Origin of the sequence: Achromobacter sp. HZ34 (assembly GCF_002209485.1) — a bacterium.
In the GTDB taxonomy this organism is placed as follows: Bacteria; Pseudomonadota; Gammaproteobacteria; order Burkholderiales; family Burkholderiaceae_B; genus Bordetella_C.
Genome location: NZ_NJIX01000002.1, coordinates 687,984 through 706,349, shown reverse-complemented (window position 1 = coordinate 706,349; position 18,366 = coordinate 687,984). Strand labels below are relative to the sequence as shown.

Here is an 18,366-nt window from a genome sequence, read left to right as displayed (position 1 = left end):
ACGTGAAAACCCTGTACAAGAATGTCTTGGGCGGCCGTCAAGGCCTGATCGGGATCGCCATCCTGGCGGCGCTGATCTTTATCGTCTTTCCGCTGGTGTTGGACGGCTTCCGGCTGAACCTGGTGGGCAAATACCTGACCTATGCCTTCGTGGCGCTGGGCCTGGTGCTGTGCTGGGGCTACGGCGGCATCCTCAGCCTGGGGCAGGGCGTGTTCTTCGGCCTGGGCGGTTATTGCATGGCCATGTTCCTGAAGCTGGAAGCGTCCAGCGTGGAAGCCACCAAGATCCAGTCCACGCCCGGCATTCCCGATTTCATGGACTGGAACCAGATCACGTCATTGCCGTGGTTCTGGGTGCCGTTCAAGAGCTTCATCTTCACGCTGTTCGCCGTGCCCATCGTGCCGGCGCTGCTGGCCCTGGTGCTGGGCGTGGCCATGTTCAAGCGGCGCGTGGGCGATACCTACTTCGCCATCGTGACGCAGGCCGTGGCCTTGATCCTGTCGGTGCTGATCATCGGCCAGCAGGGCTATACCGGCGGCGTCAACGGCATCACCGACCTGCGCACACTGCTGGGCTGGGACATCCGTACCGACTCGGCCCGCGTCATCCTGTATTTCGTCACGGCGGTGCTGCTGTTCGCCTGCATCCTGTTCGGCCGCTTCCTGCTGTCCTCCAAGCTGGGCAAGCTGCTGATGGCGATGCGCGACAAGGAAGAACGGGTGCGTTTCTCCGGCTATGACGTATCCAGCTTCAAGGTATTCGTGTTCTGCGTGGCAGCGGTGTTCTCGGCCATCGGCGGCGCCATGTTCACGCTGCAGGTCGGCTTCATGTCACCGTCTTTCGTCGGCATCGTGCCGTCCATCGAAATGGTGATCTTCGCCGCGGTGGGCGGCCGGCTGTCCCTGCTGGGCGCCGTGTACGGCACGCTGCTGGTGAACTTCGGCAAGAGCTATTTCTCGGAAAGCTTTCCGCAGCTGTGGCTGTTCCTGATGGGCGGCCTGTTCATCGCCGTGGTGATGGCCTTCCCCAACGGACTGGCCGGCCTGTATGCGCAATACGTCAAGCCGCGCCTGGGAAGGAACCGTGAACCGAGCCCGGCAAGTCCCGCCAAACCCGCCCCCAGCAATACGGAGGCCGCATGAATCCGCCCATCCTCAACAGCACCGTCACGCCCCCGCAGGAGTTTGCGCTTTACGTGGAGGGCCTGACCGTGGCTTTCGGCGGCTTCGTCGCCGTCAAGGACCTCAACCTCTACGTCGACAAAGGCGAACTGCGCGTGGTGATCGGTCCCAACGGCGCCGGCAAGACCACCGTGCTGGACCTGATCTGCGGACGCACCAAGGCGACGTCGGGCTCGATCCGCTTCAAGGATGTCGAGCTGACCAAGATGGCCGAGCACCAGATCGTGCGCGCCGGCGTCGGCCGCAAGTTCCAGACGCCGTCCATCTACGAAACCCTGACCGTGCGCGAGAACCTGGAAGTGTCTTTCCCGCGCGGGCGCAGCGTCTTCGGCGCGATGGCCTTCCGCCTGACCGCCGACGTGATCGAACGGGTGGAACAGGTGGCCGAGGATATCTTCCTGAAAGACATGCTGGACAGGTCGGCCGAGCTGCTGTCGCACGGGCAGAAGCAGTGGCTGGAAATCGGCATGCTGCTCATGCAGGAGCCGGAATTGATGATGCTCGACGAGCCGGTGGCGGGCATGAGCGTGTCCGAGCGCGAAAAGACCGCCGAGCTGCTGAACCGCATCAGCAAGAACCGCTCGATGATCGTCATCGAGCACGACATGGAATTCGTCAAGAACATCGCGCACAAGGTGACGGTACTGCACCAGGGCAAGGTCCTGGCCGAAGGGTCGATGGACAAGGTGCAGAACGACCCGCGCGTCATCGAAGTGTATCTAGGCCATTGAGACGGTCACCGACTCAGGCAATCGCGCTGGCCGTAGACTGGGCATGCACAGCGTGCAGCGCCCCGGCCATCGCCCCTCCTTGGAGAAAAAAGCCATGTTCAACGTATCGGGACTGCAATCCGGGTATGGCCAGAGCCGTGTGATCCACGGCGTGGATCTCAATATCGCCAAGGGCGAGATCGTCGCCGTGATGGGCCGCAACGGCATGGGCAAGACCACGCTGTTCAAGACCATGATGGGCGTGTTGCCCGCCATGGGCGGCAAGGTGGAAGTCGATGGCGTGGACATCACCCGCATGGAAAGCTTCCAGCGTGTGCGTTCGGGCGTGGCCTATGTGCCGCAGGGACGCATGATCTTCCCCACGCTGACGGTGGAAGAGAACATCCGCACCGGCCTGCGCGGCCGCGCTTTGCGCGATCCGCTGCCGGAAGAGATTTTCGCGCTGTTCCCCGTGCTGCATGACATGCGGCGCCGGCGCGGCGGCGACCTGTCCGGCGGCCAGCAACAGCAGCTGGCCATCGCGCGCGCCCTGGTCACCGGCCCCAAGGTGTTGATGCTGGACGAGCCCACCGAAGGCATACAGCCGTCCATCATCAAGGACATCGCCCGCACCCTGCTGGAAATCCGCAAGCTCAAGGACCTGGCCATCGTGGTGTCCGAGCAGGTGCTCAGCTTCACCATGCAGATCGCCGATCGCCTGATCGTCATCGACAAGGGCCGCTTCGTGCACGAGAACAAGCGCGACGAGGTGGATGAACAGACGATCAGCCGCTACTTGTCCGTGTAGTCATCCCTTACGTTCAACAAAGGAGCAAGTCATGCCCGATACCCTGATCAAAGTCGATCTGGCCCAGTCGCCCTACGAAAACGAAAACATCCACAATCGCTGGCACCCCGACATTCCGATCTCGGTATGGGTCAAGCCCGGCGACGACTTCGTGCTGGAGACCTATGACTGGACCGGCGGCGCCATCAAGAACGACGACAGCGCCGATGACGTGCGCGACGTCGATCTGTCGACCGTGCACTTCCTGTCCGGTCCCGTGGGCGTGGAGGGCGCCGAGCCCGGCGACCTGCTGGTGGTCGACTTCCTCGATATCGGCGCCAAGCCGGACAGCCTGTGGGGCTTCAACGGTTTCTTCAGCAAGAAAAACGGCGGCGGTTTCCTGACCGAGCATTTCCCCCAGGCGCAGAAATCCATCTGGGATTTTCATGGCATGTTCACCAGCTCGCGCCACATCCCCGGCGTCAACTTCGCCGGCCTGATCCATCCGGGACTGATCGGCTGCCTGCCCGACCAGGCCATGCTGGACACCTGGAACAAGCGCGAACAGGCGCTGATCGACACCAATCCCAACCGTGTGCCGCCGCTGGCCAATCCGCCCGCACCCAAGACCGCGCACATGGGCAAGCTGACCGGCGCGGCGCGCGACAAGGCCGCGGCCGAAGGCGCGCGCACGGTGCCGCCGCGCGAACACGGCGGCAACTGCGACATCAAGGACCTGTCGCGCGGCTCGCGCGTGTTTTTCCCGGTGTATGTGAAGGGCGGCGGCCTGTCGGTGGGCGATTTGCACTTCTCGCAGGGGGACGGCGAGATCACGTTCTGCGGCGCCATCGAAATGGCCGGCTGGATCCATATGCGGGTCAGCCTGATCAAGGGCGGGATGGAGAAGTACGCCATCAAGAACCCCATCTTCAAGCCCAGCCCCATTACGCCGAATTACAAGGATTACCTCATCTTCGAAGGCATTTCCGTTGATGAAAAGGGCAGCCAGCACTACCTGGATGTGCACATCGCCTATCGCCAGGCCTGCCTCAATGCCATCGAATACCTGAAGAAGTTCGGCTATTCCGGGGCGCAGGCGTATTCCATATTGGGCACGGCGCCGGTGCAGGGGCATATCAGCGGCGTGGTCGACATCCCCAACGCCTGCGCCACGCTGTGGCTGCCCACGGAAATCTTCGATTTCGACATCCAGCCGTCCGCAAGCGGGCCGATCAAGGCCATCAGCGGCGGGGTCGACATGCCCTTGTCACCGGACCTGTAAGGAGATCGCGCCATGCCTTTATACGACTACGGCTGCCCCGTTTGCGGAGAATTCGCGGTCATGCGTCCGCTGGCGGCGTGGCGCGATCCGGCGGTCTGCCCCGAGTGCGGAGGCGAAGCGCCGCGCATCATCGGTGGCGCGCCGGCGCTGGGCGCCTTGTCCTCGGCGGTGAACCGGGCGCATGCGATGAACGAGCGCAATGCGAGCGAGCCGCGCAGTTCACGCGGTGGCCACGGCATGAATTGCGGCTGCTGCGGCGGCGGAAAATTGCCGGGCAAGACCCGCAAGACGGCCGACGGCGGCAAGACTTTCGCCAACAGCCGACCGTGGATGATCAGCCACTGAAGGGGTCCAGGCCTCCTGAAAGCGTGAAATTTTGGGGCCGAACGAAAGAAAAATGCGAGAGTAGTCCTATTTCCAGGCAACTCTGTTTGAATTTTCTCCAGATTGTTCAGAATCCAGTGCGTAGCTAGTACGACCGGGACCGATTTATCCGTCGGTCTCATTTGTCCTGACGCAACCTGGAGAACCCAATGCTGGACTTCGGCCTATCTCGCACCGAATTTTTTTCACGCTACTTTGAACGGAACTATCTGCTGGCCCGCGGCGCGCTGGGAGGTGCGCCGCTACTCACCTGGAGTGATGTCGACGACATCCTGCATTCCTGGAACCTGGGCGAAGCCGAGATCCAGCTACGCAAAGGGCAATTGATCCCGCCGGAGCTTTACGTCCAGTCCTACCAGGACATCGACGATCGCCGGCTGCGCCTGAAGGCAAAGGAAGTGCGGCGCTATATCGAGGAGGGCGCCACGCTGGTCATGAGCCGCCTGGACCTGCGCTGCCGCGACATCGCGCGCCTGTGCGACCGGATCGCCGAATTCAACGGCCATCGGCTGGTGGCCAACGGCTATGTCTCGATGCGCGGCGAAGGCGCCTTCGGCAAGCATTGGGATACGCACGACGTGTACGCGGTGCAACTGCTGGGGCGCAAGCGCTGGCGCCTGTACCAGCCCACGTTTCCGCTACCCATGCCGGAACAGAACAGCGCTGCGCGGGAGGAAGACTGCCCCGCGTTGCCGGTGCTCGATGTCTGGCTGGAACCCGGCGACCTGCTGTATATCCCGCGCGGATGGTGGCATGAAACGCTGCCGCAGGAAGGCATGCCCAGTTTCCATGTGGCCGCCGGCGCGCATACTGGCAAGGTGGCCGACTACATCGCGTGGTGTTGCGACCGGGTGCTGCCGGACATGCTGAGCGCGCGCGCCACGCTGCGTCCCGGCGCGGACAATATGGCCGCGCTGCGGGACCTGCTGGGCGAACTGCCGTTCCGCCTGCTGGACGAGAAACTGGTCAATGCCTTCCTGCGCCAGATCCAGGCCATGGGCAACCGTCCCTATCCCGGCATCACCACCTGGCCGGATCCGCAGCGGCCGCGGTGAATGTTGCGCTGCGTCAGGTGGCGGCGGGGTCCTGCGGTTAAGATCGAGCGGATCGCGGGGGCAGGGGTCGGCTATCGCCTTGGCTGTAGCGGCCCCGCCGTCCCGTCCCACCACCCATCGAGGGAGTCGCAGCATGTTGCTTACCGCAGACGCCAAAGGCGTTTTTCCCATTGCCCCCACGCCGTTTTTCGATGACGGTGCCATCGACACCGCTTCGGTGGACCGCATGACGGATTTTTATCTGGAATGCGGCTCCACCGGTTTGACCGTGCTGGGGCAGTTGGGGGAAGCGCCCAAGCTGGAACATGCGGAGTCGGTGGCGGTGGCCGGGCAGGTCATCCGGCGCGCCGCGCGCCTGCCGGTGGTGGTGGGGGTTTCGGCGCCCGGCTTCGCCGCCATGCGCGCGCTGACGCATGAAGTCATGGCGCAGGGCGCGGCCGGCGTGATGATCGCGCCGCCCAACAGCCTGCGCACGGACGACCAGATCGTCAATTACTACCGCCAGGCGGTGGAGGCGATCGGTGCGGACGTGCCTTTCGTGCTGCAGGACTATCCGCTGACGTTTTCGGTGCAGATGACGCCTGGCGTGATCCGCCGCATCGTGCAGGAGCTGCCGTCTTGCGTGATGCTCAAGCATGAGGACTGGCCGGGGCTGGAGAAGATCTCCACCCTGCGCGGGTTCGAGAAGGATGGCTCCATGCGGCATATTTCGATACTGTGCGGCAACAATGGCCTGTTCCTGGACTATGAGGTCGAGCGCGGTGCCGACGGGGCGAATACGGGGTATTGCTTCCCCGACATGCTGTGCGACGTGGTGCGTTTGAATGCCGCGGGCGAGCGCGAGGCGGCCCACGACCTGTTCGACGCGCATCTGCCGTTGTTGCGTTACGAGCAGCAGCCGGGCGCCGGCCTGGCCGTACGCAAATACGTCATGATGCGTCGCGGCATCCTGACGTCGGCCGCGCAACGCCGACCCGCCAGCCCCATGTCCGCCACCGCCCGCGGCGAAGTTGAACATCTGCTGACACGCCTGGCCCGCCACGACAAACGGGCCGCATTGCCGGCGGTATAAGCGGGCTTTTTCCTTTATTGTTCGGCGCAGCCGGAAACTGTAATTCCGGCGTTTACCACGCACAGGCACGGCATATACATATGCGGCAGGTAGAATCGACGGATCCCTACCTATCAAGAGGCATGTGTGGATAGCGTCATCTCGATCAAAGGTTTATCCAAAACCTACGCGTCGGGTTTCCAGGCGCTGCAAGGCATAGACCTGGAAATCCGTCGTGGCGAAATATTTGCCTTGCTGGGCCCCAACGGCGCCGGCAAGACCACCCTCATCAGCATCATCTGCGGGATCGTCAATGCCAGCGCCGGCACCGTGCTGGCGGACGGCCACGACATCCGCGGCGATTTCCGCGCGGCCCGCGCCAAGATCGGCCTGGTGCCGCAGGAACTGAACACCGACGCCTTCGAAAGCGTCTGGAATACCGTGACCTTCAGCCGCGGCCTGTTCGGCAAGCCGGCCAACCCCGCCTATATCGAACAGGTGCTGCGCGACCTCTCGCTGTGGGACAAGCGCGATTCGCGCATCATGACCCTGTCAGGCGGCATGAAGCGACGCGTGATGATCGCCAAGGCGCTGTCGCACGAACCGGACATCCTGTTTTTGGACGAACCCACCGCGGGCGTCGACGTGGAACTGCGCCGGGGCATGTGGGACATGGTGCGGCGCCTGCGCGAGCGCGGCGTCACCGTCATCCTGACCACGCACTACATCGAGGAAGCGCAGGAGATGGCCGACCGTATCGGCGTGATCCGCAAGGGGCGCATCATCCTGGTCGAACAGACCGCTGACCTGCTGCGCAAGCTGGGCAAGCGCCAGCTGTTCCTGACCGTGAAGCAGCCGTTGGCCACGCTGCCCGCGCTGGACGCCCTGACGGGGCACGACGTGGCGCTGGCCGAGAACGGCCATCAGATCGTCTACACCTACGATAACGAGAGTGGGGTCGATATCGCGTCGCTGCTGCGGCAACTGGCCGACGCGGGGGTGGTATTCACCGACATCCGCACGTCGGAAAGCTCACTGGAAGATATCTTCGTCAGCCTGGTCCACGAATCATGAACGTATACGCCATCCGCGCCATCTATCTGTTTGAAATGGCCCGCATGTGGCGCACGCTCATGCAGAGCGTCGCGTCGCCGGTCATTTCCACCTCCCTGTATTTCATCGTGTTCGGCTCGGCCATCGGTTCGCACATGGTCGATATCGACGGCGTCAGCTACGGTGCCTACATCGTGCCGGGCATGGTGATGCTGGCCCTGCTGACACAAAGCATCGCCAATGCGTCCTTCGGCATCTATATGCCGCGCTTCAGCGGGACCATCTACGAGATCCACTCGGCGCCGATCTCCTATGTGGAGATCGTGCTGGGATACGTGGGGGCGGCGGCCAGCAAGTCGGTGATCCTGGGCACCATCATGCTGGTGACGGCGCGGCTCTTCGTGCCGTTCGAGGTGGCGCATCCAGTGTGGATGGTGAGCTTCCTGCTGCTGACCTGCATCACCTTCAGCCTGTTCGGTTTCATCATCGGCATCTGGGCCGATGGGTTCGAGAAGCTGCAGATCATCCCGCTGATGATCGTCACGCCGCTGACCTTCCTGGGTGGCAGCTTCTATTCGATCAACATGCTGCCGCCGTTCTGGCGCACGGTCACCTTGTTCAATCCGGTGGTTTACCTGATCAGCGGCTTCCGCTGGAGCTTCTATGGCGTGTCCGACGTGACGGTGGGCATCAGCGTGGGCATGACGCTGGTTTTCCTGGCGCTCTGCCTGATCGCGGTGCACTGGATCTTCAAGACCGGTTACCGGTTGAAGGCATGACAAGCGATTCGCGCGACACGGATAAGGAGGCCGGCCGGACGGCGGGCGCCACGGGTGGCGCCGATGCCGCGCCGCGCGTTCCGGCCCTTGTGCGCGATACCGACAGCCTGACGCTGCGCTTGCGGCCGGGCGGCGCGGTGCAGAGCCGCATGTCGCTGCGCCAGCCCGACGCGCTGGACCTGGAATACACGCGCCTGATGATGGGCTTCCTGCTGTTCCAGCCGGAGCCCGCCCACATCGTGCAGATCGGCCTGGGCGGCGGCTCGCTGGCCAAGTTCTGCCACCGCTTCCTGCCGCGCGCGCGTATCACCGTGGTGGAGATCGATCCCCGCGTCATCGCCATGCGCGATGAATTCCGCATCCCGCCTGACGATGCGCGGCTGAGCGTGGTGCAGGGCGATGGCGCGGACTTCGTCCGCACGCATGCGCAGGCGGCCGATGTGCTGTTACTGGACGGTTACGACGACAACGGCCTGCCGGCCCGCCTGCGCGGCCGCGAATTCTTCGAGGATTGCCGCCGGTGCCTGCGGCATCACGGCATCCTGGTGGCCAACCTGCATCGCCAGGCGCAGGATTATTCGCCTTGCCTGTACGACTTGATGGCGCTGTTTCCGTCGGGGCTGCTGGAAGTGGCCGACGAGGACCTGGCCAACAGCATCGTCTACGCCAGCGCCGCCGACCTGGCCGGCCGCCTGCGCGCCGATGCCATTTTGCGGCCGGACAACCTGGCCAAGGAAGCCTGGCGCCAACTCATGCCGACCTTCCGTATGATCGCGGCGACGATGGCGCTACGTTGAGGCGGCGGCGCTTCATATGCCCTGGTTTCAGCGGTATGGATAAAAGGAAAATCCCCGAAGGGATTTTCCTTTTTTTCTACTGTGACTGTGGGCCGATGGATTTGGCTTGAATGCCCTCAATCCGCCGTGCGGCGTGCCATCAGTGCTTCGAAGGCGTTGAAGATCCGGTCGATGTATACGTTCTTGAAGCGCAAGCCGTCATCTTCCGATTCCGGATGCACCAGCATCGAGGCATTGGTTTCGAACACCAGTACCCGCCCATCCGGCAGCAGCGAGAAATCGATGCCGCAGTAATCCAGGTCCATCCGCCGGGCGATGGCGTGCAGGGCGGTCCAGGCCTTCTTGCCCAGCGCCTGCTCGGGGTCGTCCAGGAAGCGCCGTTCCTCGTCCAGCTTCCACTGCGCCGACAGCATGTCCGCCGAGAAGTAATGCAGCAGCCACTGGCTGCCGATGGCAAGGTGATAGGGATAAGGCACGCGATCGATGAAGATCACGCGGTACTTGCGGTAGTGCCCGTCAGGCGAACGGTACTCGTGATACTGGGTCAGGTACATCTCGTTGAGCGCCGGCAACTCGGGCAGGTCGCCCGCGGTATTCAGCACGACCAGGCCTTCGCCGCCATGTTCTCCCACGCGCCGCACGATGGCCGGATACCCGATCCCGGCAGCCGCCAGCGCCGAGTGCACGACGAACGTCGGATTCGATTGGCGGTCCCAGCGCAGGGTGGCCGGGACGAGGATGTCCTGGATGCCTGCCAGCAGCGTGCCGGTGCGCTCGCGGTAGGTGCGCTCGATGCTCGCCGGGGGATTCAGTAGCGGCCCATGGTCCGTCGCCATGAAGCGGGCCTGCTCCTCGTTGCAGGAACGGGCGTTGTCGGCATCGGCGATGGCATTGAAGATGATGTCGTACCGGGGCAGTTCGCGCGACCTGCCATGGGCAATGCCCTTGACGCCCTCGTCCATGACCCAACGCACCATGCGGCTGAGCGCCGGCCGCACCAGGTGCCGGAAGGGCAGGTTGGCGCGCTGGCTGGAACACAGCACCAGCACCGTGCGGCGGCGCTTGGCCTTGGCGGCGATGAAAGCGGGCTGGCGGCGATAGACCTTGTACGCGTTGCGACGACCGTCATCGATGACGCCTGCGGCGGCATGCGCGGCGGAGGTATCGGGCATATCCGTCACAGCGGCGGCAGCCGCATCGGCTACAGCGGCGGCATGGGGGACATCATCGGTTTCAGCCGTAGCGCTCACCACCGTGGCGTCAGGCTCTTTGGCCCTGGCGCGCAGCGGCCGCCCCAGCTCACGCAGCGCCCAGGCCAGCGCGATGTGCGCACTGGCCAGTCCGGGATCGATCAGCAGGGCCTTTTCCTGCCAATGCGCGGCCGCTTCCCATTGCCTGTGCTTGCCATAGACCCGGCCGATGTCGAACATGTCGAGCGCGCTACGCCGCAAGATGGCGTCCGCACCCAGCCGGGCCGACGCCGCATCGGCTTTCTGCCCGGTGGCATCCAGCGACACGGTCAGTGCGCGATAAACGTCGGTGTCCAGGGGCAGGCGCGAGGCGGCCTGCTGCAGGGCGGCCACGGCATCGCCATGGCGGCCGGCGGCCTGCAGCGTGCGGCCCAACGCCAGCCATTGCTCGCCCGTGAACCGTGGCGGGGTGGGAGCAGGGGTATCGATGTTGGCGGACATACTTCAGGCAGGGCACGAATGACGGTGCCGGAATGTATCGTCCGATGCCTGAATAGAGCCTGTTTCGCGGGCGCGATGCGCCGCGACTTCTCAGACTTTCCTTATTCGCCGCAACGCGCGCGCAAGGGCGAGTCCGGCCCCTGCCTTGAACCTGACGCGGCGCTGTCTATCGGTGCGGCGCCAAGTACATCCGCGGCGCCCTTCACGGCGTCACCATGCTGACGCCGCGCTGACCGCCGTCTCAGCCGAAGCGGCGTGCAGCGTCCAGGGCCAGGCCGGCGCCGATGCTGCCGAACAGGTCGCCTTCCACCGAGCGCGCTTCGGGCAACAAGGCGGCGACGCGTTCGCGCAACAGGGGCAGGCGACTGGAACCGCCCGTGAAGAACACGGTGTCGACCTTGGCGGCCGCGGCGCCCGCTTCCTTGAGCAGGCCGGCCACGGTGGTCTCGATGCGGGCAATCAAGGGCGCGGTGGCGTTATCCAGCACCGGGCGGTCGACGTTCAGGTCCAGGTCGGCCTGGATGCGATCCAGCACCAGCCGCGTTTCCGGCGCATCCGACAGCGCGATCTTGGCTTCTTCGATCTGCAAGGCCAGCCAGTGGCCCTCGCGCTGCTCGATCAACCGGAACAGCAGGTCGATCTTGTCCCGTTCGGCGGCGTTGGCGCGGATGTAGGCCAGTTGTTCGCGCGCCTTGGGGGTATAGACGAAGTTGATGGTGTGCCAGGAGGCCAGGTTGCCATAGACGGTGGACGGCACGTCCTTGCCGCTGCGCAACTGGCTGCCCAGGCCCAGCAAGGGCATGGCGGTCTTCAGGTTCAGCTGGCGATCGAAATCGCCCCCGCCGATGTGCACGCCGCCGTGCGCCAGGATATCGGCGCGGCGATCGAGCGCCTGCGCGCGCTGCGGCCCCAGGCGGATCAGCGAGAAGTCCGAGGTACCGCCGCCGATGTCCACCACCAGCACCAGTTCCTCGCGATCCAGCTTGGATTCATAGTCGAATGCCGCGGCCAGCGGTTCGAACTGGAATTCGATGTGCTTGAAGCCTACCGCGGCGGCGATTTCACCCAGCGTGTCCTGGGCCAGCTTGTCGGCGTCGGGGTCGTCGTCGACGAAGAAGGCGGGGCGGCCCATCACCACCGAGGTGAACTCGCGGCCCGCCGTCTGCTGCGCGCGCTCGCGCAATTGCTGGATGAAGCGCGTGAGCAGTACGCGGAACGGTACGCCGCGGCCGCGGATTTCCGTATGGCCGTCGATCAGTGGGCTGCCCAGCAGGTTCTTCATGGCGCGCATCAGGCGGCCTTCGTAACCGGCCAGGTAGTCCGCCAATGCACCGCGGCCATAGCTGACCGTCTCGTCCTCGTCGTGGAAGAAAATGGCTGAAGGCAGGGTGGGACGGCCGTCTTCCAACAGCAGCAGCGAGTGCTGGCCGGGACGCAGCCAGCCGACAGTGGAATTGGAAGTGCCGAAGTCGACACCGCAGGCAGTCGCGGGAGAGGATGCAGTCATGAAGAGAAATGCGCCGCGGCTCGCGCGACAAGAAGCGCGGGTACGGATTTGGAAAGTAAAGGGGGGGACCGGCGACATGCCGGTCCCCCCCATTGTACGGCCTATCAGGCGACAGCCGCTTCGCTGACGCCCGCCGCTGCGCTCGGCACGGCCGGATCTTCCTCCAGGGCGTACTTCAAGGCTTCCTCGACGTTGTCCAGCAGCACGAACTTCAACTTCTCCCGCGCTTCCTTCGGCACGTCTTCCAGATCTTTCTCATTACGCCGCGGCAGCATGACGGTAGTGATGCCGGCCCGCAATGCCGCCAGCGTCTTTTCCTTCACGCCGCCGATGGGCAGCACCAGTCCGCGCAAGCTGACCTCGCCGGTCATGGCCACGTCCGAACGCACCGGCCGGCCCTTGAGCAGGGAGGCCAGGGCGACGAACATCGCCACGCCCGCGCTGGGGCCGTCCTTGGGCGTGGCGCCGGCCGGCACGTGCACATGGACGTCGATCTTGTCCATGGCATCGCCGCTCCACGTCTTCACCAGGGTCAACGCGGCCTGCGCCGATTCCTTCATCACGTCGCCCAGCTGGCCGGTGAGGATCAGACGACCTCCGCCCGGTACCTTGCTGGCCTCGATGAACAGGATGTCACCGCCCACCGGCGTCCAGGCCAGGCCCGTGGCCACGCCCGGCACGCTGGTGCGCAGCTTCACTTCGTTCTCGAAGCGGCGCGGGCCCAGCGATTCCGCCAGGTCGTCCACGTCCACCGTGATGGGCGGCGTCGTGCCCTCCGCGATCTGCATGGCCGCATGGCGCATCACCGACCCGATCTCGCGTTCCAGGCTGCGCACGCCGGCCTCGCGGGTGTAGTCGCCCACGATGGTGGCCAGTGCCGCGTCCGTGACGGTCGCCTGGTCCGCTTGCAGGCCATTGGCCTCCAGTTGGCGGCGCACCAGGTAACGGCGCGCGATCTGCACCTTCTCTTCCGCCGTATAGCCCGGCAGCTGGATGATCTCCATGCGGTCGCGCAAGGGCCCCGGGATGGTGTCCAGCACGTTGGCCGTGCAGATGAAGATCACGCGCGACAGATCGAAGTCCACGCCAAGATAGTTGTCGCGGAACTTGTGATTCTGTTCAGGGTCCAGCACTTCCAGCAGCGCGCTGCCGGGGTCGCCATGGAAACCGCCCGCACCCAGCTTGTCGATCTCGTCGAGCATCAGCACCACATTGCTGGTGCCGGCGCGACGCATGGCCTGGATGATGTTGCCCGGCAATGCGCCCAGGTAGGTACGCCGATGGCCGCGGATTTCCGCTTCGTCGTGGACACCGCCCAGGGCCACGCGTTGGAACTCACGTCCCGTGGCGCGCGCGATGGACTGTCCCAGCGAGGTCTTGCCGACCCCCGGCGGGCCGGAGAAGCACAGCACCGGGCTCTTGCCGTTGGGGTTGAGCTTGCGCACGGCCAGGTATTCCAGGATGCGGCGCTTGATCTTGTCCAGGCCGAAGTGGTCGTCGTCCAGCACGCGGCGGGCTTCGGCGATGTCGATCGGCGCCTGCGGCACCTGCTGCCACGGCAATTCGGTCAGCCATTCCAGATAGGTGCGCAGCATGGCGTATTCGCCGCCGCCTTCGCTCATGCGCTGCAGGCGCTTGAACTCCTTGCTGGCGTGCTTCTGCACTTCTTCCGGCATGCCGGCCTTGTCGATGGCGGCCTTCAGCTCTTCCACCTCGGCGGCCGTGTCGTCGCTTTCGCCCAGTTCCTTCTGGATCTGGCGCAACTGCTCGCGCAGGACGTGTTCGCGCTGGCGCTCGTCGAATTGCGCCTTGGTCTTTTCACCGATTTCACGCGACAGCTTCAGCACCTGCACGCGCGCGGCCAGCAGGTCGATGACCTTGTCCAGGCGGCGCGACAGGTCGAAGGTTTCAAGGATGTCCTGCTTTTCCTCGGCCTTCACGTCCACCAGGTTGGCGACCATGTCGGCCAGCACGGCGGGCGCATCGATACCCTGCACCACGGAAGCCAGTTCGTCCGGCACGTGGGGCAGCAGCTTGATCGCTTCGACCGCCTGTTCCTTCAATTGCAGCGCGCGCGCTTCGATGCCAGGGGTCTTGGCCTCTTGTTGCTCGATGGTGGCGACGCGCGCCACCAGGAAAGGCCAGCCTTCAAGGAATTCCAGCACGCGAAAGCGCGACTCGCCCTGTACGACGACGTGATGGGTGTCGTCCTGGCCGGTGATATAGCGCACGACCGGGCCTTGCGTACCGACCCAATAGAGATCATCGGGACCGACTTCGTCCTTGGTCGGATCGCGCTGCAGGAGAAATCCGACTGGCAGTTCGCTCTTGACGGCTTCCTGTACCGCCGCGACGGTGGGCGCACGCCGCAGCGTCACGGGTGACAGGACGCCAGGAAACAGCACCGACTCGCGCAGGGGCACGAGGATGATGGCGTCCTGGGGCAGGCGCTTGAGGGTGCTGCTCGCCTGCGCGGCTGCGGGCGCGGCGCCGCCGCTGGTCCGGGGCGCATCGTCGCCGGACCGCACTTGCATCGTGGGCCAGAACTTCATGGCGTTTCCTTTCTCTTGACGAGGGTAAGAACGAGACAGCCGTCCGCCATGACGGGCGGTTCGGGCTCGAGCGCGTGCAAAGGCAGGGCGATGCGCCGCTCGAAGCGGCCATAGGGGATTTCGACGCGATGGATGTGGGCGGCTTGCGTTGCCGGCAGACGTCGTACGCCGGCGACCGTTATGCCGCCGGCTTCGAAGCCGACGGTGACCGCCGCTGCAGGAACGCCCGGGAGGGCGACGTAGACGATGACCGCGTCGGCGGTCTCGATGACGTCGATGGGAGGTTCCCAACGTTGCGGGTCGGCGGCACACGCCTTGAAGAATTGCCGTTGCAGGCGTTCGGCCTGCTCAAGCATCGACAGGGCGTCGCCCCACATCCAGGATGACAAATCACGGGATCTCATGATGGCATGCCTCTCTGGTATGGAGGGTAGATGGCGACACCGTTGCGCGTTTCAAGAGCTATGAGGGAAGGGGGGCCGCATATCGCGTTCCTGTGGGGGGGCAGGCAACGGAGGTCCGGACTTGCCTTTATCTCGGCCGTAGGGGCGAGAGCCCAGAAAAGGGGGGCGGTGGGGGGACCCCCAGTCTCAGAAAAATCGTGATTGATGCAGGGCGTCGCCAACCCGCGCCGCAGATGATGCGCCGCAAGAAAATGGGCCCGATCCACCGAAAGGGCCTAGTCAGTCATGTAACGAGGAGTTGCAAAATTTGCTCGCATAATTCGCAATAAATCACGCTCGGAACCAACAATTCGTTATTTTGGTACTACATCGTCGCAAACATTCGGCGTTCATGCGACGCCAACGTAGGCACAGGTAATGCTTCGTATGTAGATCCTACGGACGCTGGCGTTTTGAGGGTCGGGTCAGGCATAGTGCGACTACCGCTAACGGCAGGGCCATGGCCAACCAGGAAGCCCAGTGCCAGGCGCCAGTACCCAAAAGGGCAGCAAGCAGGCCGAAGACGGTCAGCAGGCCCAGCAGGGTCGGCACCCGCCAGACAAACCAGAAATTGTGCGATGCGGCCATGTGAGTCCGATTCCTCTGATGTCAGTCGCGGCTGATTATATTGAGAATCGTTCCCTTCTGGTCGGTCGCGCGTACTAACAGGAGTCGCGCATGTCCCAATACCTGTATGTTCTGACCCGACCCGAGATGCCGGGGATGGCATGGCTGCTGCGTTCCGTGCGTTCACCCGTGGAACGGGACGGCGGACAGGAAGAAGGACCGCCGCCGGATTACACGATCGCCCATTGCGAGCCCGTGGTGCGCGGCTTCGCGACGGAACAACTGGCGCATGTGCTGCTGATGGAAGCCGGCTACCGTCCCGTGGAAAGCAAGAACGGCTATGAGATTGCCTTGCCGGAGATCGTCCAGCTGGTGAAGCGGGCCGCCCAGGAAATCATCCTGGCGTTCGGCGCCGAGCCCGGCGAGCACCCTTCCTCCAGCATGTGGAGCCCGGGCCGCCTGGGCGTGGAAAGCGATGGCATCTTGCCGGGCGACCGCGTTCCGTGTGGACGCCGCTCCGGCGCATGGTCGCGCTGGCTGGATGACGCGCGGCCCCGCATCCTGCAGGACGAACCGCTGCCCCGCCTCTTGCAGGATGAAACGCAGCCTCGCGTCTTGCATGATGAAGTGCGGCCCCGCGCCTTGCGGCGCTCCGGCGGCCGCGGCTAGGCTGATCCGGTTCTCACTCCGCTGGCCGGCGCCACACCTGCCACAGCATCAATAGCAACAATCCCACCCCGACCAGGCCGCCCCCCGCCACGTAGATGGGGCGGGCCCGCTCGGCCAGGGTCAGGTAATAGGTAGCCGCAGCGGCGCTGGCGTTACGCGGAGGGGCCAGCGGCGCCACGCTGAAGGCGAAGGCCAGCATGACCGCGCCCAATAACAACATGAACAGGGCCGTCCAGCCCAGGCCCGCGCGGCGCGGGCCCCGCGCCGCGGCGACCTCGGCCTTGGCGCGCTTGCCCCCGGCCGCGGCGGCCTTGCTGTCGGCGCCCGCGGCTTTGGCGGCGGCCTTGGCTTCCTTGGCCGCGGCGGCCTGTGCCTTGGCCTGCTCCTTGACCGCCTTGGCGTGTTCCTTTTCCGCTTTCTCCCGGGCCTTGGCGCGCTCCGCCGCCAGCTTTTCCTTCAAGGCGCGGTTCGCTTCGGCGCGTTCGGCTTTTTCTTCCGGCGTCAGGCGCGGCCGATTGAGCCATGCGGGAATGGCGGCCAGCGCGGCCACGCCGCTCATGGCGCCGAATACCGCGGCAGCGGACAGATGATTGCCGCCGGCGACCCAGTTGGCGCCATCGGCCAGGAATGACGCGCCCAGCGCCGTGTGCAAGCGGTCACCCAGGAAATAGATCAGCACCAGTGAGCCGATCACCAGCAGGGCGACGGCAACGGCGCCGGCCACATTGCCGCGCCGTTCATCGGTGAAGGCGACCACGGCGATCCCTACCAGCCGTATGCATAGCAGCGTGGCCAGCAGCAGGACGCCGGCAATGATCCAGGTAAGGGAAAAACCAAAAGCGAAACGAGCCAGAACCAGGGCCATCGGAAAGCAGGCGAGCGCGGAAAACCGCTCAACATAGCACAGATGCCACCGCCCGCGTTATCGGGGCGGCAGGGCGCGGGTGGGATCCACGGCGGTGCCGCCGCGGCGGAGTTCGAAATAAAGCTCGACGCGCTTGCTGTCGCTGTCGCCCATTTCCGCGATGGTCTGGCCTTGCTTGACCGACTGGCCTTGCTTGACCAGCAGCTTGCGGTTGTGCGCGTAGATCGTCAGGTAGGTCGACCCGTGCCGCACGATGATCAGGTTGCCGTAGCCGCGCAGCCCATTGCTGGCGTAGGCCACGGTACCGGCCGCGGCCGCGATGATGGGAGTGCCCGGCTGGTTGACGATGCTCACGCCCCGCGACTGGCCACCGTAGCCCCGCGCCACGGTGCCGGGCGCGGGCCAGATCAGCTTGATGTCGGTGATGGGCTCGCCGGGGGCCAGCTTGGGCGAGGCCGGTTGGCTGGATCCGCTGCTGCCATGCCCGGCCGGCTTGGACTTGGCGGCGCTACCGCCGCTACCGCCACTGCTGGCGGCCGTGCCGCCAGGCGGGTCGACGCGCAACACCTGGCCCTTGTCGATCTCATTGGCGCTGGACAGGTTGTTCCAGCGCACCAGCTCGCTGACACTGCGGCCGTGTGCGCGGGCGATCTGGCTCAGCGTATCGCCGGCCTGGACGCGGTAATAGCCGGGGCCGACCGGGCCTGTCGAGGCGCAGGCGGCCAGCAGCAGCACCAGCGCGGCGCCGGACAGGCGCGCGGCCCATGAGCGGCGCGCATCGCGCTGGAATGGCAGCGAACGTGACAACGAAGGCCGCAACGAAAGCGGCCACGAAAACGGCAGACGAAGGTCGGATACGGAGAAAACAGGCACTGGGTCGCGTCGGGATTCCTGGGGGCGGAGGCTGGGATGAGCAGCCTCCAGGGACTCCGAAGGGTACCAAGAAATTCCGACGCATGTGCGAGAGGGCGTCCCGCATGGCTTTGGCGGGCC

The 18,366-nt window shown here is 64.9% G+C and carries 18 protein-coding genes; 11 read left to right on the top strand and 7 right to left on the bottom strand.

From position 1 onward, the window contains the following. Window positions 1–2 precede the first annotated feature (2 nt). From urtC to CEY05_RS09820, 10 genes are all read left to right on the top strand, one after another. Window positions 3–1,142, top strand: coding sequence for an urea ABC transporter permease subunit UrtC (gene urtC, locus CEY05_RS09865; protein WP_088598287.1), 1,140 nt, complete (start codon window positions 3–5; stop codon window positions 1,140–1,142). Beyond that, entirely contained in the window at window positions 1,139–1,912 is a 774-nt protein-coding gene (gene urtD, locus CEY05_RS09860; protein WP_088598286.1) for an urea ABC transporter ATP-binding protein UrtD, read from the top strand. Before urtC ends, urtD begins: the two co-directional genes overlap by 4 nt. Window positions 1,913–2,006: 94 nt before the next feature. Further along, the gene (gene urtE, locus CEY05_RS09855; RefSeq protein WP_088598285.1) at window positions 2,007–2,699 is read left to right on the top strand and encodes an urea ABC transporter ATP-binding subunit UrtE; all 693 of its coding nucleotides are present in this window, start codon (window positions 2,007–2,009) and stop codon (window positions 2,697–2,699) included. 31 nt (window positions 2,700–2,730) lie between these two features. After that, the gene (gene fmdA / locus CEY05_RS09850) at window positions 2,731–3,960 is read left to right on the top strand and encodes a formamidase (protein WP_088598284.1); all 1,230 of its coding nucleotides are present in this window, start codon (window positions 2,731–2,733) and stop codon (window positions 3,958–3,960) included. Between the two features lie 12 nt (window positions 3,961–3,972). Next, window positions 3,973–4,305, top strand: coding sequence for a zinc ribbon domain-containing protein (locus CEY05_RS09845; protein ID WP_088598283.1), 333 nt, complete (start codon window positions 3,973–3,975; stop codon window positions 4,303–4,305). 188 nt (window positions 4,306–4,493) lie between these two features. Next, window positions 4,494–5,399, top strand: a complete 906-nt coding sequence (locus tag CEY05_RS09840) for a JmjC domain-containing protein (RefSeq protein WP_088598282.1) — start codon at window positions 4,494–4,496, stop codon at window positions 5,397–5,399. 133 nt (window positions 5,400–5,532) lie between these two features. After that, a complete protein-coding gene (locus CEY05_RS09835) occupies window positions 5,533–6,471 on the top strand; it encodes a dihydrodipicolinate synthase family protein (protein WP_088598281.1) in 939 nt (312 codons plus the stop codon). Window positions 6,472–6,597: 126 nt separating this feature from the next. Next, the gene (locus CEY05_RS09830) at window positions 6,598–7,524 is read left to right on the top strand and encodes an ABC transporter ATP-binding protein (RefSeq protein ID WP_088598280.1); all 927 of its coding nucleotides are present in this window, start codon (window positions 6,598–6,600) and stop codon (window positions 7,522–7,524) included. Continuing rightward, window positions 7,521–8,282 (top strand): ABC transporter permease, encoded by a 762-nt coding sequence (locus CEY05_RS09825; protein WP_088598279.1) that lies wholly within the window; start codon window positions 7,521–7,523, stop codon window positions 8,280–8,282. Before CEY05_RS09830 ends, CEY05_RS09825 begins: the two co-directional genes overlap by 4 nt. After that, complete coding sequence (locus tag CEY05_RS09820) at window positions 8,279–9,079, top strand: fused MFS/spermidine synthase (protein ID WP_088598278.1); 801 nt, start codon at window positions 8,279–8,281, stop codon at window positions 9,077–9,079. The genes CEY05_RS09825 and CEY05_RS09820 overlap by 4 nt, the downstream gene beginning before the upstream one ends. 116 nt (window positions 9,080–9,195) lie before the next feature. On the opposite strand, the gene CEY05_RS09815 is transcribed toward CEY05_RS09820, so the two are convergent. The 5 genes from CEY05_RS09815 to CEY05_RS09795 all read right to left on the bottom strand — a co-directional run bounded on the left by CEY05_RS09815 (window position 9,196) and on the right by CEY05_RS09795 (window position 15,860). After that, the gene (locus CEY05_RS09815; RefSeq protein ID WP_088598277.1) at window positions 9,196–10,770 is read right to left on the bottom strand and encodes a tetratricopeptide repeat protein; all 1,575 of its coding nucleotides are present in this window, start codon (window positions 10,768–10,770) and stop codon (window positions 9,196–9,198) included. A gap of 241 nt (window positions 10,771–11,011) precedes the next feature. After that, on the bottom strand, window positions 11,012–12,277 hold the full coding sequence (locus tag CEY05_RS09810; RefSeq protein WP_088598276.1) for an Hsp70 family protein: 1,266 nt from the start codon (window positions 12,275–12,277) through the stop codon (window positions 11,012–11,014). A gap of 104 nt (window positions 12,278–12,381) precedes the next feature. Next, on the bottom strand, window positions 12,382–14,829 hold the full coding sequence (gene lon, locus CEY05_RS09805) for an endopeptidase La (RefSeq protein ID WP_233161443.1): 2,448 nt from the start codon (window positions 14,827–14,829) through the stop codon (window positions 12,382–12,384). After that, a complete protein-coding gene (locus CEY05_RS09800; RefSeq protein WP_088598275.1) occupies window positions 14,826–15,233 on the bottom strand; it encodes an Hsp20/alpha crystallin family protein in 408 nt (135 codons plus the stop codon). Before CEY05_RS09800 ends, lon begins: the two co-directional genes overlap by 4 nt. 435 nt (window positions 15,234–15,668) lie before the next feature. Further along, window positions 15,669–15,860 (bottom strand): hypothetical protein, encoded by a 192-nt coding sequence (locus CEY05_RS09795; protein WP_088598274.1) that lies wholly within the window; start codon window positions 15,858–15,860, stop codon window positions 15,669–15,671. A gap of 90 nt (window positions 15,861–15,950) precedes the next feature. Here CEY05_RS09795 and CEY05_RS09790 point away from each other — a divergent pair, with 90 nt between their 5' ends. After that, window positions 15,951–16,508: a hypothetical protein gene (locus CEY05_RS09790; RefSeq protein ID WP_088598273.1), complete on the top strand. Its 558-nt coding sequence runs from the start codon at window positions 15,951–15,953 to the stop codon at window positions 16,506–16,508. A gap of 13 nt (window positions 16,509–16,521) precedes the next feature. Here CEY05_RS09790 and CEY05_RS09785 read toward each other — a convergent pair whose 3' ends face one another. Together CEY05_RS09785 and CEY05_RS09780 are read right to left on the bottom strand one after the other, a co-directional pair. Continuing rightward, complete coding sequence (locus tag CEY05_RS09785) at window positions 16,522–17,373, bottom strand: hypothetical protein (RefSeq protein ID WP_088598272.1); 852 nt, start codon at window positions 17,371–17,373, stop codon at window positions 16,522–16,524. A gap of 57 nt (window positions 17,374–17,430) precedes the next feature. Further along, window positions 17,431–18,180 (bottom strand): peptidoglycan DD-metalloendopeptidase family protein, encoded by a 750-nt coding sequence (locus CEY05_RS09780; protein ID WP_369825911.1) that lies wholly within the window; start codon window positions 18,178–18,180, stop codon window positions 17,431–17,433. Window positions 18,181–18,366: the final 186 nt, after the last annotated feature.

Coding starts and splice junctions, on each gene's coding strand:
- urtD (WP_088598286.1), top strand. CDS start 1,139: ATGAATCCGCCCATCCTCAACAGCACCGTCACGCCCCCGCAGGAGTTT.
- urtE (WP_088598285.1), top strand. CDS start 2,007: ATGTTCAACGTATCGGGACTGCAATCCGGGTATGGCCAGAGCCGTGTG.
- fmdA (WP_088598284.1), top strand. CDS start 2,731: ATGCCCGATACCCTGATCAAAGTCGATCTGGCCCAGTCGCCCTACGAA.
- CEY05_RS09845 (WP_088598283.1), top strand. CDS start 3,973: ATGCCTTTATACGACTACGGCTGCCCCGTTTGCGGAGAATTCGCGGTC.
- CEY05_RS09840 (WP_088598282.1), top strand. CDS start 4,494: ATGCTGGACTTCGGCCTATCTCGCACCGAATTTTTTTCACGCTACTTT.
- CEY05_RS09835 (WP_088598281.1), top strand. CDS start 5,533: ATGTTGCTTACCGCAGACGCCAAAGGCGTTTTTCCCATTGCCCCCACG.
- CEY05_RS09825 (WP_088598279.1), top strand. CDS start 7,521: ATGAACGTATACGCCATCCGCGCCATCTATCTGTTTGAAATGGCCCGC.
- CEY05_RS09820 (WP_088598278.1), top strand. CDS start 8,279: ATGACAAGCGATTCGCGCGACACGGATAAGGAGGCCGGCCGGACGGCG.
- CEY05_RS09815 (WP_088598277.1), bottom strand. CDS start 10,770: ATGTCCGCCAACATCGATACCCCTGCTCCCACCCCGCCACGGTTCACG.
- CEY05_RS09810 (WP_088598276.1), bottom strand. CDS start 12,277: ATGACTGCATCCTCTCCCGCGACTGCCTGCGGTGTCGACTTCGGCACT.
- lon (WP_233161443.1), bottom strand. CDS start 14,829: ATGAAGTTCTGGCCCACGATGCAAGTGCGGTCCGGCGACGATGCGCCC.
- CEY05_RS09800 (WP_088598275.1), bottom strand. CDS start 15,233: ATGAGATCCCGTGATTTGTCATCCTGGATGTGGGGCGACGCCCTGTCG.
- CEY05_RS09795 (WP_088598274.1), bottom strand. CDS start 15,860: ATGGCCGCATCGCACAATTTCTGGTTTGTCTGGCGGGTGCCGACCCTG.
- CEY05_RS09790 (WP_088598273.1), top strand. CDS start 15,951: ATGTCCCAATACCTGTATGTTCTGACCCGACCCGAGATGCCGGGGATG.
- CEY05_RS09785 (WP_088598272.1), bottom strand. CDS start 17,373: ATGGCCCTGGTTCTGGCTCGTTTCGCTTTTGGTTTTTCCCTTACCTGG.